Genomic DNA, 17,636 nt, shown 5'->3' on the forward strand with positions numbered 1-17,636 from the left:
GGGGGCTTTAGCCCGCCTTCACCGCAATATGTTTGAACTCGCCTGTTGCAATGCGCTGCTGCCATTGTGCCGGGCCAGTGATGTGGGCGCTGGTGCCGCCCGCGTCTACTGCCACAGTCACTGGCATGTCTACCACGTCAAATTCGTAAATAGCCTCCATGCCCAAGTCTTCAAATGCCACCACTTTGGCTTTCTTGATGGCTTTGGACACCAGGTAAGCGGCGCCGCCCACGGCCATGAGGTAGGCGCTTTTGTGGTTTTTAATGGCCTCGATAGCCACCGGGCCGCGCTCGGCCTTACCCACCATGGCGATGAGGCCAGTTTGCTCCAGCATCATGTTGGTGAACTTGTCCATGCGCGTTGCGGTGGTGGGGCCTGCAGGACCTACCGCCTCGTCGCCGACTGGGTCAACAGGGCCGACGTAGTAAATGATGCGGTTGGTGAAGTCCACGGGCAAAGGCTGGCCTTGGGCCAGCATGTCTTGTATGCGCTTGTGCGCGGCGTCGCGCCCGGTGAGCATCTTGCCGTTTAGCAACAGGGTTTGGCCTGGTTTCCATGCAGCCACTTGTTCTTTGGTCAGTGTGTTGAGGTCAACGCGTTGGCTTTTGGTAGTGTCTGGTACCCAGTTCACTTTAGGCCATGTGTCCAGGCTGGGTGGTGTGAGGTACACCGGGCCTGTGCCGTCCATGACGAAGTGGGCGTGGCGCGTGGCCGCACAGTTGGGGATCATGGCCACGGGTTTACTGGCCGCGTGCGTAGGGTACATGTTGATTTTGATGTCCAGCACGGTGGTCAAGCCGCCCAAGCCTTGGGCGCCAATGCCCAAGGCATTGACCTTGTCAAACAACTCCAAGCGCAGCTCTTCGGTGGGCGTTAGCGCAGTGCCCTTGGACGACTTGGCTTGCAGCTCGTACATGTCCAGGTCGTCCATCAAAGACTCCTTGGCCAACAACATGGCTTTTTCTGCCGTACCCCCTATACCTATACCCAGCATGCCGGGTGGGCACCAGCCAGCGCCCATGAGCGGCACAGTTTTAAGCACCCAGTCCACCAATGAGTCGCTGGGGTTGAGCATGACGAACTTTGTTTTGTTTTCACTGCCGCCGCCCTTGGCCGCTACGGTGACGTCCAGTTTGTTGCCTGGCACCATTTGCACGTTGATTACGGCAGGGGTGTTGTCTTTGGTGTTTTTGCGGGCAAAGTGCGGGTCGGCCACCACGCTCGCGCGCAGGCGGTTTTCGGCCAAGTTGTAGCCACGGCGCACGCCTTCGTTGACGGCGGCTTCCAAGTCGCCGTCGAAGCCTTCAAAGCGCACGTCCATGCCGATTTTTAGAAATACATTGACTATGCCTGTGTCCTGGCAAATAGGGCGCTTACCTGTGGCACTCATGTAGCTGTTGGTGAGAATTTGTGCCATGGCGTCTTTGGCCGCAGCCGACTGCTCTTGCTCGTAGGCACGAGCGAGGTGGGCAATATAGTCAGCAGGGTGGTAGTAGCTGATGTATTGCAGGGCAGCTGCAACAGATTCAATGAGGTCGTCGCGCTTGATGGTGGCTGTGGTGGTCATAAGTGGCCTTGAAAAAAATGCTTTGTGTGATTGTAGGCGGGCATATTTCCGAACCGGTACACATTTTGTGTAAGTGGCTCGTAAGAGCGTGGCCCCACAGTGCAGTGCAAAGTACAGCGTGTTAGCTTCTGTCCAAACAATTCGTAAGGAGACCGTTTATGTCAGCCACACCATCTAACAACATCGAGTCCACATTGGTTGAAAATCGTGTGTTTGAGCCCAGCAGTGCCATGGTGACCGCGGCCAACGTGGGTGGCATGAACGCCTACAACGCGCTGTGTAAAGAGGCTGCCGATGATTTTGAGGGTTTTTGGGGGGCGCGCGCCAAGCAGCACCTGAGCTGGTCCAAACCATTTACCAAGGTGCTGGACGAGTCCAACGCGCCGTTTTACAAGTGGTTTGACGATGGCGAACTGAACGCCTCGGCCAACTGCCTTGACCGCCACATGGGCACGCCCACTGAAAACAAAACCGCCATCATTTTCGAGGCCGATGGCGGTGAAGTGACCAAGGTCACTTACAAGGAGCTGCTGGCACGCGTGTCCAGGTTTGCCAACGTGCTCAAGTCGCAAGGCGTTAAGCGCGGCGATTGTGTGGTCATCTACATGCCCATGACCATTGAGGGCGTGGTGGCCATGCAGGCCTGTGCGCGCATAGGTGCGACGCACTCTGTGGTGTTTGGTGGCTTTTCTGCCAAGGCCTTGCAAGAGCGCGTGATCGACATTGGTGCTGTGGCCATTGTGACGGCCAATTACCAAATGCGCGGTGGTAAGGAACTGCCACTCAAGAGTATTGTTGATGAAGCCATGGCCATGGGCGGCTGTGAAGCGGTCAAGGCCATCATCGTGTACCAGCGTACGCAAACCGCTGTCAACATGGTGGCCGGGCGTGACCACTACATGCACGAGCTGGAAGCTGGCCAAAGTGACCAGTGCGCTCCCGAGATGGTGAATGCAGAGCACCCACTGTTTGTGCTGTACACCTCAGGCTCAACTGGCAAACCCAAAGGCGTGCAACACGCCACTGGCGGCTACGTGCTGTGGGCCAAGATGACCATGGAGTGGACCTTTGACCTCAAAGACACTGACGTCTTTTGGTGTACCGCCGACATTGGTTGGATCACTGGACACACCTATGTGGCCTACGGCCCATTGGCAGCAGGTGCCACGCAAATCGTATTTGAAGGCGTGCCCACATTCCCCAATGCAGGCCGTTTCTGGGAAATGATCGAGCGCCATAAGTGTTCCATTTTTTACACCGCCCCCACGGCCATTCGATCTCTCATCAAGGCATCGGACAGCGACGACAAGGTGCACCCCAAAAACTGGGACTTGTCCAGCTGCGCATCATGGGTTCAGTCGGTGAGCCCATTAACCCGGAAGCCTGGATGTGGTATCACCGCCATGTAGGTGGTGAGCGCTGCCCCATCGTGGATACCTTCTGGCAAACCGAGACCGGCGGCCACATGATTACGCCGCTGCCGGGTGCCACGCCTTTGGTGCCAGGTTCTTGCACCTTGCCGCTGCCGGGCATCATGGCGGCTATTGTTGACGAAACTGGCAACGACTTGCCCAATGGTGCGGGTGGCATGTTGGTGGTCAAGCGTCCATGGCCGTCCATGATTCGCAACATCTGGAACGATCCAGAGCGTTTCAAGAAAGCCTATTTCCCTGAAGAGCTGGGTGGCACCATTTACTTGGCTGGTGACGGTGCTGTGCGCAGTGAGGACCGTGGCTACTTCCGCATTACCGGTCGCATTGACGACGTGTTAAACGTGTCTGGTCACCGCATGGGCACCATGGAGATTGAGTCTGCCCTGGTCGCCAAAACCGACTTGGTAGCCGAAGCCGCTGTGGTGGGGCGTCCTGATGACTTGACGGGTGAGGCGATTGTTGCTTTTGTGGTGCTGAAAGGTGAGCGTCCAAAAGGCGAAGAGGCGCAACGTATCGCCGCAATTTTGCGCGATTGGGTGGGTAAAGAAATCGGTCCTATTGCCAAGCCCAAAGAGGTGCGGTTTGGTGACAACTTGCCCAAGACCCGCTCAGGCAAAATCATGCGGCGTTTATTGCGTAACCTGGCCAAAGGTGAGGCCATTACGCAAGACACCAGCACTCTTGAAAACCCAGCCATTTTGGAGCAGTTGGCCAAGCCCCTGTAAGGCTTGCCAGCCATAAAAAAAGCCCGCATTTGCGGGCTTTTTGCTGTCTGGACGCTGCGCCTTATTTGGTAGACAAAATCCAAGCAGCCAGTGTCTTGGCTTCTGCAGCAGACACCTGTGGGTTGGCGGGCATTGGGATGGCACCCCATACGCCTGATCCGCCCTTCATGATCTTGGTGGCCAGCTTGTCAGCGGCGGCGGCATCACCAGCGTACTTCTCGGCAACAGCCTTGTAAGACGGACCTACGAGTTTTTTGTCAACTGCGTGGCAGGCCATACAGTTTTTGGACTTGGCCAAGGCCATGTCGGCCATGGCGGGGGCTGCCAACATGGTGGTGGCTGCGATTGCGATGAGAATGCGTTTCATGGACTTCATACCTTTCAGTGAATGGTCAGATCAAGAGTTTGACACACAAGCCACTGCTTTTACCGACCTTGTGCTGAAAGGCCACAGTGGTTGATAGACTTTAAAAATTATCCAGAACAGCCCCTTTACTGGCGCTGGAGGCGTTGAAGGCAAATTTGGCTTGCACGCCGCGTGTGTAGCGTGGCGCCGGTGCAGTCCAGTTGGCGCGGCGTTTGGCCAGCTCGTCGTCGCTGACGTGCATTTCAAGCTTCAGGTCTATGGCGTCTATGGTGATGCTGTCGCCCTCTTGTACCAGCGCAATGTTGCCACCAGCGGCTGCCTCTGGCGCCACGTGGCCTACGACCATGCCCCAGGTGCCGCCAGAAAAGCGGCCATCGGTGATGAGGCCTACAGACTCTCCCAAACCAGCACCAATCAGCGCACCCGTGGGGGCCAGCATTTCAGGCATGCCAGGGCCGCCTTTGGGACCCAGGTAGCGCAGCACCATCACGTCGCCAGCCTTGATGTTGCCGGCCAAAATGGCTTCCAGGGCAGACTGCTCGTCGTCGAATACGCGCGCAGGGCCTGTGATAGTGGGGTTTTTGAGACCGGTAATTTTGGCCACAGCGCCCTCGGGGGAGAGGTTGCCCTTGAGAATGGCCAGGTGGCCTTGCTTGTACATGGCGTTTTCAATGGTGTGAATCACGCCTTGCTCGGCTGGTGCATCTGGTACGTCTTTGAGTACCTCGGCAATGGTTTGTCCGGTGATGGTGATGCAGTCTCCGTGCAGCAAGCCTGCATTGAGCAGAATCTTCATGACTTGCGGGATGCCACCGGCCTTGTGCAGATCAACAGCCAATGCTTTACCGCTTGGCTTTAAGTCGCATAACACGGGTGTGCGCTGGCGCACGCGCTCAAAGTCATCAATGCTCCACTCCACGCCTGCGGTGTGTGCAATGGCCAGGAAGTGCAGCACGGCGTTGGTTGAGCCACCAGTGGCCATGATGACGGCCACGGCGTTTTCAATCGACTTGCGCGTCACGATGTCGCGTGGCTTGATGTCTTTTTTTACTGCTTCTACCAACACGCGGGCAGACTCTTTGGCCGACTCGACCTTTTCGTCGTGCACGTTGGCCATGGTTGACGAGTAAGGCAGTGAAATGCCCAAAGCCTCAAACGCCGATGACATGGTGTTGGCCGTGTACATGCCTCCGCATGATCCTGTGCCTGGGATGGCGCGCTTTTCGATTTCTTCCAGGTCTTGGTCGCTGAGCTTGCCTGCGGCGTTTTCTCCCACCGCCTCAAATACGCTCACGATGTTGAGGTCCTGGCCTTTGTAGCGTCCTGGAAGAATGGTGCCACCATAGACGTAAATCGCTGGCACGTTGGCCCGAAGCATGCCCATGAGGCCGCCAGGCATGTTTTTGTCACAGCCGCCTACAACAAGCACGCCGTCCATCCACTGGCCTTGCACGCATGTCTCCACGCAATCAGAGATGACTTCACGCGAGACCAACGAGTACTTCATGCCTTCTGTGCCCATGGCCATGCCGTCAGAAATTGTCGGCGTGCCAAAAATTTGTGCGTTGCCGCCTGCAGCCTCAATGCCGTCAACGGCGGCATCAGCCAACTTTTGCAAGCCACTGTTACAAGGCGTGATGGTGGAGTGGCCGTTGGCCACGCCAATCATGGGCTTTTTAAAGTCACCCGCTTCGTAGCCCAGTGCGTAGTACATGGAGCGGTTGGGGGCGCGTGACTTGCCTTCGGTGATGTTGGCTGAGCGGCGGTTGACTTTGATGACTTTTGTCTCTGACATGGTGGCCCTACATTTAGAAGTAAAAGTGGTTGGGGTTGCTTTAACGCTTGGGACCATTTTAGAGGCTTGTGAGTAGCGCCTCGGACTAAGGGCAAAATACACTGCATGTTGATACATCCAAACATTGACCCTGTCGCTATCGCCATTGGCCCCTTGGCCATTCACTGGTACGGCCTCACTTATCTGCTGGCTTTTGGCCTGTTTGTGCTGCTGGGCAGGGCGCGCCTAAACCACCAGCCGTTTTCAACGCAGGCCGATGGCCGCGACTGGCGAACCAACGACGTAGAAGATATGTTGTTTCTAGGCGTGCTGGGTGTGGTGTTGGGCGGGCGTATTGGCTATTGCCTTTTTTACCAACCAGCTTATTACGCAGCCAACCCACTGGAGGTGTTGGCCGTATGGCAGGGCGGTATGAGTTTTCATGGTGGCTTGCTGGGTGTGTTGGCAGCCATGATGTGGTTTGCCTATTCACGCCGTGTGCGATTTTTGCGTGTTACCGACTTGATCGCACCGTGCGTGCCAACTGGCCTGGCAGCAGGGCGTTTGGGTAATTTCATCAACGGTGAGCTGTGGGGCCGTGTGAGCGACCCATCGCTGCCTTGGGGCATGGTATTCAGAGGCGCAGGCGACTTACCACGCCACCCCTCACAAATTTACCAACTGTTGCTGGAAGGCTTGTTGCTATTCGTGGTGCTGTGGTTGTACGCACGAAGGCCTCGTGCCTTGGGGCAGGTGTCCGCGCTGTTTTTAATGGGCTACGGTGTGCTGCGTTTTATTGCCGAGTACTTCAGAGAACCAGACGCGCATTTAGGCCTTCTTGATTTAGGACTGAGCATGGGGCAGTGGCTTTGCGTGCCTATGGTGTTGGGCGGTGCGTTGCTGATGGTGTGGGCCAGCAAGAAAAACTTGCCTTGACATGAACACGGCTTCAATCAGCGCCTCTGTGGCTTTAAGCTGGCCCCGGCCTTGGCTGGCGAGGGTCACTATCAGCAACAAGGCCCGCATGAATGCCATGACTTGCGCCATGTGGGAGCAACTGCCCCCTGTGTTTGAGGCTATCGCCAAGACCCCACAGGCACGCGTGGTAGAGCTGGTGGGCGACGCTGACGGGCTTTCATTTTGTGCCGGTGGCGATATCAGTGAATACGCCAGCTTCAGGTTCCAAGAAGACACGCTTGCCTACTTTCATGAGCAACAGGTGTGGCCGGGCTTGCGTGCCATATTGGCCTGTGACTTGCCCGTGGTGGCGCATATCAATGGCACTTGTATGGGCGCAGGCCTGGAGATGGCAAGCTGTGCAGATATTCGCATTGCCAGTAGTGCGGCGATGTTTGGCGCGCCCATCGCCAAGCTGGGTTTTCCCATGGCACCCAAAGAGGCCGCTGTTGTTGCCCATGCTGTCGGAGACGCGGTAGTGCGCAACATATTGCTGCAAGCAGCCTCTTACAGTGCCACACAGCTACACCACACCGGTTTTTTGGCGCAGGTGTGTGCTGATGCAGAGCTGGCTGCTGCGGTAGACAAAGCGGTGCAACGCCTGAGCGCGTTGTCGCCGCAAGCGGCACGGCTCAACAAGAAAGGCCTGCGTGCCTTGTGGCCGCAGGCGTTGCAGCAGGCTGTGGGTGTGGCGCAGTCAGTCGGCAGTGCGTATGCCTATGCCAACTCTGAGCAGCACCGCGAAGGCATAGCCGCTTTCCTGGCCAAGCGGCCAGCACAGTTTTAAAACATGGCGGCATCCGCAGATACCACTTGGCGCTGGGGCGAGGGCCATCAGGGCCCACTCACGGTTGACGATGACTTTGCAAGCCTTGACGACAACGTCGAGCAAAGTGCCTTTACACAGTTGGCAGAGGTGACACTGCCGGACGGTTCTACCCGCCAGCAAGCGTGTTCAGTGCTGGTGGTGCAAGGTATGTACTGCGCTGCCTGCGCAGACGCCGTAACCGCCGCTGTTGAGCGCGTTGAGGGTATAGAGGGCGTAGAAGTCAGCGCGGCCACCAGGCGCGTCACTGTGTACTGGAATCCTGGCGCTACCAATGTGTCAACCTGGGCCAAAGCGGTTGGTGACAAGGGCTACCGCCTGTTACCAGCGCGCGATGCGCTAAGCCTGACAGAGCGTATGAAAACCAGCAGGCGCGCTTTATGGCGGTTGTTTGTAGCGGGTTTTTGCACCATGCAAGTGATGATGTATGCATGGCCTGCTTATGTCGCAGAGCCAGGTGACATACCGCCAGACATTGAGCAGCTGCTGCGCTGGGCCAGTTTGGTGTTGACCTTGCCGGTGCTGTTGTTTGCGGCGCAAACTTTTTTTACGGTGGCATGGCGTGATGCCAGGCAATTGCGCATAGGTATGGATACGCCTGTGAGCATTGGCATTGCAGTGGCGTTCTCGGTGAGTGTGGCGGCCACGTTCAATCCCGACGGTGTCTGGGGCGCAGAGGTGTGGTTTGACTCGCTCACCATGTTTGTATTTTTCTTGCTGTGCAGCCGCTATTGGGAGCTCAAAGCCAGAGACCGAACGGCTGGTGCATTGGACGCCATTGCTCACCGCTTGCCGGACTCGGTGCTGGTGCAAACGGCCAACGGCGAATGGCAGCGTTTGTCCAGCCGCAACGTGCGCTTGGACCATGTGCTGCAAATCGCAGTGGGTCAAGCCTTGCCCGCCGATGGTGTGCTGCTGAGCGAGCAGGCGACCACGGACGAGGCCTTGCTAACCGGTGAGTCCACGCCTGTGCACAAATCGCTTGGCGATACGCTGGTGGCGGGTTCTATCAACGTGGGACAGGCCCTGCGTATGCGGGTTACGCAGCTGGGCACGCACACCCGGTTTGCCCATATCGTGGCGCTGATGGAGCGCGCAGCCACTGACAAGCCGCGCTTGGCGCAGCTGGCTGACCGTATGGCCGCTCCTTTCTTGGTGGTGGTATTGCTGCTGGCCACAGCCACCGCCGTTTATTGGTGGACAGTGGCACCAGCCCAGGCGTTGGCTATTGCTGTGTCGGTACTGATAGTGACTTGTCCTTGCGCCTTGTCCTTGGCCACGCCGACGGCCATGTTGGCCAGCGCTGGGCGGTTGGCCAAAACCGGCGTGTTGCTGCGTCGTTTGCAAGCGCTAGAGTCTGTCAGCCACGCCACCACCGTGGTGTTTGATAAAACGGGCACACTCACCACCGACCAGCTGCTGGTGCAGCAAGCGCATGTTGCGGCTGGTGCACAGCGCACGCAGGTGCTTGCTATTGCCCAGGCTTTGGCGGCCACGTCTATGCACCCGTCTTCCAAGGCGATTAACCGATTTGTAGCTGGCGCTGAAGAGGTCAGTGCCACTGCCTCGCCAGGTGCGCTTGCTCACTTGCGTGAGCAAGCTGGCGCTGGCGTTGAGGCGCAAGTGAACGGACAACTGTGGCGCTTGGGCTCAGCCGCTTTTGCCGGGGGGACTGGCTGCATATTGGTGCTTGGGCAGGGCCGCGCGTATATGTGAGTTGCAACGGTCAGCCAATGGCGCACTTTGACTTGCAAGAGTCTGTGCGCGCGGATGCGCGTGCTGCGCTTGATGCGTTGGCCGCGCGTGGCCTCAGCTTGCGCTTGTTATCTGGTGACCAAAGCGGTCCGGTACAAGCCGTGGCGAGTTGTTTGAGTGATGGCGCGGCTTGGTCCTGGGCCAGCGTGCAGGCGGCCATGTCGCCGCAAGACAAGCTAGACCGTATCAAGGCGTGGCAAGCCGCGGGTGAGCGCGTGGTCATGGTGGGCGACGGCATCAATGACGCGCCTGTCTTGGCGCAAGCCGACGTGTCTGTCACCTTGGGTCAAGCCGCCGCCTTGGTGCAAAACCGTGCTGATGTGGTCATACAAGGCGGGCAGTTGCTGCATGTGGCCACAGTGCACGGCATCGGCCACAGCAGCCTGCGCGTGGTCAAGCAGAATCTGATATGGGCGCTGGGCTACAACGTGTTGGCAGTGCCGTTGGCCGTGTGTGGTTTGCTGGCGCCTTGGGCTGCGGGCTTGGGTATGGCGATCAGCTCACTGGTGGTGGTGGCCAATGCCATGCGCTTGAGCAAGTAGTTGGTAATGGGTCTTAGCTGTGCATGGACTGACGCGCTTTTTATTGATGGTATTGCGCTAAATCAATAAAACCTAATAAGAATCATTCGTATTTGAGATACACTGGCAGTCAGTCAATGATTCCTGTTGTTATGAATCTCACCAACATTCCCATTAACCAGTGGCATAGCGTGGCTGGTCTCAACAGCGCTGAGAACAAGGCGTTTGCGGGCGAGCCAAACACCTGTGTTCGTTTGCAAGCCTTGGGTTTTGTGACTGGCGAGGCCGTGCGTATACTGCGCCGAAGCTGGCTCAAACAGGGCCCGTTGGTGGTGCAAATTGGCAACGCCACATTTGCGCTGCGCCAAGATGAGGCGCGCCACGTTGATGTCGTTAACCTGGTGCAGGCGTCATGAGCGTGATAGACGTGAGCGGCTTGTCAAGGCGCCGTGCTGCGCTACTGGGTAACCCCAACTGCGGCAAGACGGCCTTGTTCAACCGTCTAACCGGTAGCCACCAAAAAGTAGGCAACTATGCGGGCGTTACGGTTGAGCTTAAGCGCGGGCTAGTCAAAACGCCTTTGGGTAAGCGCATGACCCTGGTGGATTTACCGGGTACCTACGACCTGGTGGCGGCGTCCGACGACGAGGCCGTGGCATGCGATGTCATCAGCGGCGCCAGCTTGCGAGAGCCCAAGCCAGACTTGGTGGTGTGTGTGCTGGATGCGACCCGCTTGCGCAGAGGTCTGCGCCTGCTGGCAGGCTTGCGCGCGCAAGCTGTACCCGTGGTGGTTGTAGTCAACATGCTGGACCGTTTACCAAACGCCGGCGAGTTGGACTTGCCCCAGTTGCAAGCCGCATTGGGCGTACCTGTGCGGGGCACGGTAGGTACCAAAGGTGACGGTATGGACGCCTTGCTGCAAACCCTGGACGACGACAGCGTATGGGCTGGCACATTGGCAGACGCACCCAATAGCAACATGGCTTTGTCTGTTGATGCCCAAGCATTGGCGTGGCTGCAAGCCGCTGGCGTGGCTGTGCAAACGCACCACCATGTCTGGACGCAGCGCCTGGATGCGTGGGCACTCAACCCCGTTAGTGGCAGCCTGACGCTGCTGGCCCTGTTGTTTGTGATGTTTCAAGCGGTTTTTGCGTGGGCAGAAGCGCCCATGGGCTTCATAGAAGACGGTACGGCCTGGGTGGGCGAGCTGGTAACCAGCGTGCTGCCCAGCGGCTTGTTGCAAAGCCTGCTGGTAGACGGCATTGTGGCGGGTGTAGGTGGCGTGCTGGTGTTCTTGCCGCAAATTGTGGTGTTGTTTTTATTCATTTTGGTGCTGGAAGAGTCTGGCTATTTGCCACGGGCAGCCCTCATGCTGGACGGCTTGATGGGGCGGGTGGGCTTGTCTGGGCGCTCATTCATTCCATTGTTGTCCAGCTTTGCGTGTGCCATTCCTGGCATCTTGGCGTCTCGCACGGTGTCCAATCCGCGAGACCGTTGGGTCACCATCATGATTGCGCCACTCATGACCTGCTCGGCACGCTTGCCTGTTTATGCCTTGCTCATTGGTGCATTCGTTCCGGCAAGCAGCGTGAGCGTGTTGGGGCTGAGCGTGAATGTACAAGGCTTGGTGTTATTGGGCTTGTACTTGCTAGGCATTGTGTCCGCCGTGGCGGTGGCCTTGGTGCTGAAGTGGCAAGGTCAATGGGCTGCACGCAAGACTGGCCAGCACAGGTACAGCTCAGCGCTCATGATGGAGCTGCCCGATTACCACTGGCCAGACCCGCGCAGCATTGCCATTGGCTTGTGGCAGCGTGCCAGTATTTTCTTGCGCAATGTGGGTGGCATTATTTTGTCGCTCACCATTATTTTGTGGGTGTTGGCTACTTTTCCCAGCCCACCAGAGGGATTCACCGGTGCGGCCATCGAGTACAGCTTGGCTGGGCGCATAGGTCATGCCTTGGCCGTGGTGTTTGAGCCCATAGGCTTTAACTGGCAAATTGCCATCGCGCTCATTCCTGGATTGGCCGCGCGCGAAGTGGCGGTGGGCGCGTTGGCCACCGTTTATGCACTGTCGCAAACGCCAGATGTGCAAGGCGCCCTGAGTACAGTGATTGCACAAACGTGGGGGCTGCCCACAGCGTTGTCGCTGCTTATTTGGTATGTGTATGCGCCGCAGTGTCTGGCAACTTTGGCTACCGTTAAAAGAGAGCTGGGTGGCTGGCGCGCGCCAAGCATTATGGCGATGTATATGTTTGGCCTGGCCTACGCTGCGTCGTGGGTGACTTACCGCCTCGCGTTGGCGTGGTGAATAGAGACATTGGAGCGCCTTATGGATTGGCAAGAATGGGTTGTTGGTGCGATGGTGATGGGCGCGGCTGCTTACCTTGTGAGGCGCTGGTTGCGCAGCCGCGCAGGCAAGGCACCGGCTTGTGGCAATTGCGACACCTGCCAATGCCCTACGGCTACCAACAGCGATTAATAGCAAATCTGATAACCTTTCAGGTGGTGAAGAGTTAAACGAAGCGGCTTCCCGCTGTAAGGAGTGTCCCTTGCTGGTCATGCTGGTTGGATTTGCATTTTTCTTTGGCGTGTTGATCAGCCGTGTCGGCTTGCCGCCTATGGTGGGTTTTTTGGTGGCGGGCTTTGCCTACAACATGGCAGGCTTTGAAGTGCCTGACGGCTTAGAGTTGGTGGCCAATCTGGGCGTTACGCTGCTGTTGTTCACCATTGGCCTGAAGCTAGACCTGCGCAGTTTGTCGCAAGGTGAAATCTGGGGTACCTCGCTGGCGCATATTGCTGTGTCCACTGGGTTTTTCACCGGCGTTATCTGGCTGGGCCAGTGGCTGATCAACATCGAGTTGTTTGCGTTGTCGTGGCCCGCCATGCTGGGCTTGGGTTTTGCGCTGTCATTTTCCAGTACCGTGTTTGCGGTCAAAGTCCTGGAGGACAAAGGCGATATTGCAACGCTGTATGGCAAAGTTGCGATTGGTATTTTGGTGATGCAAGACATCTTTGCTGTGGCGTTTTTGGCCGTGAGCGAAGGTAAGTACCCCAGCATATGGGCGGCAAGCGTGCTGTTGCTGTTGTTGCCCATGGTGCGCCGCGTTATGTTTAAGCTGCTAGACCTTGCTGGCCATGGTGAGCTGCTGATTTTGAGTGGCTTGTTCTTTGCGTTGGGTTTTGGCTACGAGTATTTCTACGCGGTTGGGCTTAAGGGTGATTTGGGCGCCTTGGTTCTGGGCGTTTTGATTGCCAGCCACCCAAAGGCCAGCGAGCTGGCCAAGTCGTTGTTCAGCCTTAAAGAGTTGATGCTGGTGGGCTTTTTCTTGTCTATTGGCATGCAAGGCTTGCCCAGCTTGCCAATCGTGCTCGCAGCGCTTGCCTTGTGTGTGTTGCTGCCTGTTAAAACCCTGTTGTACTACGGCATTTTGGTGCGATTCGGCTTGCGTGCGCGCACCTCGTTGTTTGCGTCGCTTAGTCTGGCTAACTTCTCCGAGTTCGGCCTGATCGTGGCCGCTTTGGGCGTGGCGCAGGGCTGGCTGCCCGTGGACTGGTTGATTGTGGTGGCGATAGCAGTGAGTATCAGCTTCGCATGTGCCTCGCCTTTTAGCGTGGGTTCTGAAAGTGCTTACCAAAAGCTCAAGCGCTTTTGGGACAGGTTTCAAAAGTCGAATTTGCACCCATCTGACCGCATGCTGGATACGGGTGATGCGCAAGTGCTGGTGTTGGGTATGGGGCGCGTAGGCTCCGGTGCCTATGACGAGCTGCTCACCACCTGGCCAGATAAGGTGCTGGGTATTGAGCAAATAGCGGACAAGGCCATTGCCCACCAACAACAGGGGCGGCATGTACGTGTGGCCGATGCCACCGATACTGACTTCTGGAGTGGCATCAAGGCCTGCAAACCGAAAGCGTTGATTGTGTTGGCCATGCCCATGCACCACAGCAACCTGGATGCAGCCCAGCAAATTCGCGATGCGGGTATCAGCTGTCCGGTGGTTGCGATTGCCAGGTTTGATGAAGAAGTGAAAGACTTGGCCGAGCTGGATGTGCCAGCCTTCAACATGTACGCTGAAGCTGGTTTTGGCCTGGCCCGTCATGCTTTGGATACCCCACAAGCGGGCGATCAAGCCTAAGCCTGTGGGCTGTGCATGGCCCAGTCACAGCGACCATGCCTGCAACTGTGGCTAGTGTGCAACCACCTCAGGCGTGAGCGTCTCAATGGCCTGGTAGTGACTTAAAAAAACCTGTCCACTCAGGTGTAGCAAAAAATCAGTTTTGCCCAGTTGGTCCATCACCGGGCCTTTGACTTCAGACAGGTGTAGCTTGATTTGGGCGTCTTTCAGTCTGGCGTCAATGGCCTCCAGGCTTTCAAGCGCGCTGGCGTCTATGGTGTTGATGGCCGCACATTGCAGCACCACGTGTTCAAGTGTGGGGCTTGAGGCCACGGTGTCGTTGATGTAGTCCTCAAGCGCGCGGGCGTTGGCAAAGTAAAGGCTTTCATCGACGCGCAAGCTGGCAAGCTTGGCGCTTGTTTGTACGGTGTGGCGCTTCACGTTTCTGAAGTGCTCTGTGCCGGCGACCAAGCCAACTGTCGCAATGTGCGGGCGGCTGGTTTTGAGCACGAACAAAGCCAGTGAGGCACCTACGCCGCACACCAGTCCCACTTCAACGCCTGCCAGCAAGGTCATCACCAGTGTGAGTGTCACAGCGACAAAGTCAGGCTTGGAGTAGGCCCAAGTGCGCTTCAAAATGCCCAGGTCAACCAATGACAACACAGCCACCACAATGGTGGCGGCCAAGGTGGCCTTTGGTAAAAAGTACAGCGCTGGTGTGAGTAACAGCGAGGTCAACAAAATGCCCACTGCGGTAAAGACACCCGCTGCAGGCGTTTGTGCACCCGCATCAAAGTTCACCACCGAGCGCGAAAAGCCGCCTGTTACCGGGAAGCCACCTGTAAAAGAGGACGACAAATTGGCTGCACCCAGGGCCACCAACTCTTGGTCGGGTTCAATACGTTGACGGCGCTTGGCGGCCAAGGTTTGCCCCACCGATACGGACTCTACAAAACCCACCACGCTAATCAGTAGCGCCGGTATGGCAAGGTCGCGCCACAGCGCCATGTCTAGTAGCGGGGCGGTCAGTGGTGGCAAGCCCTGGGGTACAACACCCACAATACCCACACCTAGCTCGTGCCAGTTGGCTCCCCAGGTGAGCAAGGTGGTGGCCACAATAGCGGCAACAGGTCCTGCTTTGGTGGCAATGTCTGCCAATTTGTCGCCCATGCCAAGCCGCTTGAGTAAAGGCTTTAAGCCCTTGCGTACCCACAGTAGAAATACCGTAGCGCTCAAGCCAATGACCACGGTGCGCCAGTTGCTGTTGCCAGCGTTGGCGGCTAGGTTGATCACCAGGTCTACAAAGTTATGTCCTTCAGCCTTGATACCCAAAATGGTTTTGAGTTGGCTGGCCGCGATCAAAATACCCGACGCGCTGATAAAGCCAGAAATAACGGGGTGGCTTAAAAACTGCGCCAAAAAGCCCAAGCGCAGCAAGCCCATGACCAGCAGCATGGCGCCTGACAGAAATGCCAGCGTAATGGCAATAAGCCAATAGGCATGTGTGCCAGCCGCAGCGTACTCTCCGACAATGGCAGCTGTCATCAGAGATGCCACCGCAACCGGGCCAACTGCCAGCACGCGGCTGGTGCCGAAGATGGCGTACAACACCAATGGCGCCACGCTTGCGTACAAACCCACCTCAGGCGGCAAACCCGCCAGCAAGGCGTAGGCCAAGCTTTGCGGTATGAGCATGATGGTGACAATGACGGCTGCGACCAGGTCACGCACCAAGGTGTCACGGTCGTAGCGTCGCCCCCAGTCCAATACGGGTAAGGCAATGAGGGCAGGCAGTTTCATACGGTTGAGGGGTATTGGTAGTTGGTTTGTTGAATGTTTGTTTACTTAATCGCAGGGCCAGCTAGCCACTCGCGACCTTTGAGCATGGCGTTCCAGTACAACGGCGGCAAGATGCGCTCTTTCAGATACCATGCCAACGCGGATGGCTTGGTGCCGTCAATCAACCAGCTGGGGAAGCTGGGTGCCACTTTGCCGCCGTACAAAAACTCCGCCAGCACAATCTTGCCGCGCTCTACCGTTAACGGGCATGACCCGTAGCCGTCGTAGTGCGCCTGGCCCTTCAGTTTGCCCAACGCCACCAGCACATTGTGTGCAACCACGGGTGCTTGCTTGCGCGCAGCGGCGGCGGTTTTGGCGTTGGTGGTGTTGCCCACGTCGCCCAGTGCGTGCACGTTGGCAAACTGTTTGTGGCGCATGGTGGCAGGGTCAATGTCTACCCAGCCTGCAGCGTCTGCCAATGGACTTTGGCGGATAAAGTCGGGTGCAGTTTGTGGCGGCACCACGTGCAGCATGTCAAAGTCCTGCACGACGGTTTCAACTTCACCGTCTGCTTTGGTCTGCTTGAATGTGGCCTGCTTGGTGGTGCCGTCTACAGCCACCAAGTTGCGGTTAAACCGCAAGTTGATGCCGTATGTCTCAACGTATTCCATTAGCGCAGGCACGTAAGCCGCCACGCCAAACAGCACGCCACCGGCGTTACAAAAGTCAATGTCAATGTCGTTTAGCACACCGCTGCGGCGCCAGTGGTCTGACGACAAGTACATGGCCTTTTGTGGCGCGCCTGCACACTTGATAGGCATGGGCGGCTGCGTGAATATGGCTTTGCCACGCTTCAGGTTTTGCACCAGCTCCCAGGTGTAGGGGGCCAAGTCATAGCGGTAGTTGGATGTCACCCCGTTTTTGCCAAGCGTGTCTTTCAAGCCTTCAATGCCATCCCAGTTCAGCTTGAGGCCAGGGCACACAATGAGTTGCTGGTAGCGCAGGGTGCGGCAGCCCTCCAGTGTGACTGCGTTTTGTTCGGGTTCAAAAGACACCACAGCCGCTTGAATATGCACCACACCAGAGGGCAGTACGCTGGCCATGCTGCGCGCGGTGGTGGTGGCGTCAAAAATGCCGCCGCCCACCATGGTCCAGCCGGGTTGGTAGTAGTGCACGGTGGCTGGGTCAACAATGGCGATGTCCAAGTTGGGTTGGCGCGCCAGCAGGCTGGAGGCAACAGAAATACCCGCTGCACCGCCGCCAATGATCAAGATTTGGTGTGTTGGCTCAACAAGCTCGCGAGGAGAAGTGGTCGCTTGTCCATCAGCCACGGGCATACCCGAACCCAAGTTGGCCAAACGCGTTGCTAAACCAGACAAGTCAAACCCGGCATTGGCGGTGATGTGCAGCAAGCTGGCTGCGTCTGTGTGCGGCGCTTGGGCCAATGCCCACATGGTGGCGCAGCGTGTGCCTGTGCGGCAGTACGCCAGCATGGGGCCAGGCAGTTCAGCCATCAGCTGGCCAAAGGCCATGCCCTGGTCGTCGGTCACTTTGCCTGAGTCTGCAGGTAGGTAGGCTGCTTGCAGCCCTGCGGCCTTGGCTGCTTGCTCTATTTCGACAAACGTGGGCTGATCAGCCCCTTCACCGTCAGGGCGGTTGCACACAATGCTCTTGAAGCCTGCAGCAGCAATGGCTGTCAAATCGCTTTGCGTGATTTGAGGGGTAACTGACAACTGTGTGCTGAGGTGTTTGATGTCCATGAACGATCTCCAGTGATGATTGTGGTTATGTTGGCTCGCACATGTTCTTGTGCGCTT

Annotated in this window: 11 protein-coding genes and 2 pseudogenes; 8 read left to right on the forward strand and 5 right to left on the reverse strand. The window is 57.3% G+C overall.

From position 1 onward, the window contains the following. Positions 1-7 precede the first annotated feature (7 nt). Positions 8-1,567 carry a fumarate hydratase gene (locus tag LN050_01300; protein UFS56543.1) on the reverse strand — a complete coding sequence of 520 codons (1,560 nt, stop codon included), beginning with the start codon at positions 1,565-1,567 and terminating at the stop codon, positions 8-10. Between the two features lie 158 nt (positions 1,568-1,725). On the opposite strand from LN050_01300, the pseudogene acs reads away from it, so the two are divergent. Next, a pseudogene (gene acs, locus LN050_01305) lies at positions 1,726-3,725 on the forward strand (acetate--CoA ligase). Positions 3,726-3,786: 61 nt separating this feature from the next. On the opposite strand, the gene LN050_01310 reads toward acs, so the two are convergent. Continuing rightward, complete coding sequence (locus LN050_01310; GenBank protein UFS57288.1) at positions 3,787-4,092, reverse strand: c-type cytochrome; 306 nt, start codon at positions 4,090-4,092, stop codon at positions 3,787-3,789. A gap of 100 nt (positions 4,093-4,192) precedes the next feature. Beyond that, complete coding sequence (ilvD, locus tag LN050_01315; protein UFS56544.1) at positions 4,193-5,887, reverse strand: dihydroxy-acid dehydratase; 1,695 nt, start codon at positions 5,885-5,887, stop codon at positions 4,193-4,195. A 105-nt stretch (positions 5,888-5,992) separates the two neighbouring features. Here ilvD and lgt point away from each other — a divergent pair, with 105 nt between their 5' ends. The 7 genes and pseudogenes from lgt (at position 5,993) to LN050_01350 (ending at position 14,061) form a co-directional block, all read left to right on the forward strand. After that, positions 5,993-6,802, forward strand: coding sequence for a prolipoprotein diacylglyceryl transferase (gene lgt / locus LN050_01320; protein UFS56545.1), 810 nt, complete (start codon positions 5,993-5,995; stop codon positions 6,800-6,802). A 1-nt stretch (position 6,803) separates the two neighbouring features. Beyond that, entirely contained in the window at positions 6,804-7,610 is an 807-nt protein-coding gene (locus LN050_01325; GenBank protein UFS56546.1) for an enoyl-CoA hydratase-related protein, read from the forward strand. A 189-nt stretch (positions 7,611-7,799) separates the two neighbouring features. Continuing rightward, positions 7,800-9,809: pseudogene (locus LN050_01330) on the forward strand (cation-translocating P-type ATPase). Between the two features lie 268 nt (positions 9,810-10,077). Continuing rightward, the gene (locus LN050_01335; GenBank protein UFS56547.1) at positions 10,078-10,341 is read left to right on the forward strand and encodes a ferrous iron transport protein A; all 264 of its coding nucleotides are present in this window, start codon (positions 10,078-10,080) and stop codon (positions 10,339-10,341) included. Then, positions 10,338-12,233, forward strand: a complete 1,896-nt coding sequence (locus tag LN050_01340; GenBank protein ID UFS56548.1) for a ferrous iron transporter B — start codon at positions 10,338-10,340, stop codon at positions 12,231-12,233. The genes LN050_01335 and LN050_01340 overlap by 4 nt, the downstream gene beginning before the upstream one ends. Before the next feature lie 21 nt (positions 12,234-12,254). Further along, positions 12,255-12,404, forward strand: coding sequence for a FeoB-associated Cys-rich membrane protein (locus LN050_01345; protein UFS56549.1), 150 nt, complete (start codon positions 12,255-12,257; stop codon positions 12,402-12,404). Positions 12,405-12,483: 79 nt separating this feature from the next. Further along, the gene (locus LN050_01350; protein UFS57289.1) at positions 12,484-14,061 is read left to right on the forward strand and encodes a cation:proton antiporter; all 1,578 of its coding nucleotides are present in this window, start codon (positions 12,484-12,486) and stop codon (positions 14,059-14,061) included. Between the two features lie 51 nt (positions 14,062-14,112). On the opposite strand, the gene sulP is transcribed toward LN050_01350, so the two are convergent. Both sulP and LN050_01360 read right to left on the reverse strand, forming a co-directional pair. After that, positions 14,113-15,840: a sulfate permease gene (gene sulP, locus LN050_01355; protein ID UFS56550.1), complete on the reverse strand. Its 1,728-nt coding sequence runs from the start codon at positions 15,838-15,840 to the stop codon at positions 14,113-14,115. Between the two features lie 41 nt (positions 15,841-15,881). Further along, positions 15,882-17,579: a TIGR01244 family phosphatase gene (locus LN050_01360; protein UFS56551.1), complete on the reverse strand. Its 1,698-nt coding sequence runs from the start codon at positions 17,577-17,579 to the stop codon at positions 15,882-15,884. Positions 17,580-17,636 lie beyond the last annotated feature (57 nt).

It is taken from the genome of Comamonadaceae bacterium M7527 (assembly GCA_021044545.1).
Taxonomy (GTDB): Bacteria; Pseudomonadota; Gammaproteobacteria; order Burkholderiales; family Burkholderiaceae_C; genus RS62.